Origin of the sequence: Paeniglutamicibacter antarcticus, from assembly GCF_039544305.1 — a bacterium.
GTDB lineage: Bacteria > Actinomycetota > Actinomycetes > Actinomycetales > Micrococcaceae > Paeniglutamicibacter > Paeniglutamicibacter antarcticus_C.
The window spans coordinates 1-561 of the sequence record NZ_BAABLK010000043.1 but is presented as its reverse complement, the minus strand read 5'-3'; the positions used below and the strand labels follow the sequence as shown (position 1 = coordinate 561).

Below are 561 nucleotides of genomic sequence, written 5' to 3'. Positions count from 1 at the left end.
GACAAGGCCCATGTCGAGCGGATGGTGCAGGCCGTGGAGAGCCGCGTCATCGGTTACCTCGCCAACGAGACTTGGACTTCGTTCGAGGAACTCAACGAGACGGTGCAGGAACGGCTGCTTGATCTCAACGAGCAATTGCGCCGGGTCAACGGGAGCACCCGGCGGGAAGTCTTTGACGCCGAGGAAGCCGCATTGCTGCAGCCCTTGCCGGATCAGCCCTATGAATCGGTGGAATATAAGCAGTTGAAGGTCGCCCGGAACTATCACGTCACCAGCGACTACCAGCACTACTCCGTCCCGTACGCGCTGGCCGGGAAGATCCTGTCGGTGAGGATCACCGCAACCACCGTGAGTATCTTTGACGGGCAAACCAAGGTTTGCGAGCATCCACGCAAGATCGGGCGCCGAGGACAATACTCCTCGGAGCTCTCCCATGGGCCGAAGCATCATCAGCAGGTCCAGGGTTTGTGGACCCGGGACTGGTTTTTGAACCGTGCCCGAAACTTCGGCCCGGCTACCGTGGCGGTCATGACCCAGGTCCTGGATCGCAGCACGATAGAG

The 561-nt window shown here is 60.2% G+C and carries 1 protein-coding gene; it reads left to right on the top strand.

Annotation, left to right across the window (positions count from 1 at the left end):
• The coding region (locus tag ABEA12_RS14975; RefSeq protein ID WP_425571787.1) for a Mu transposase domain-containing protein at positions 1 to 561 on the top strand (561 nt) is incomplete at both ends.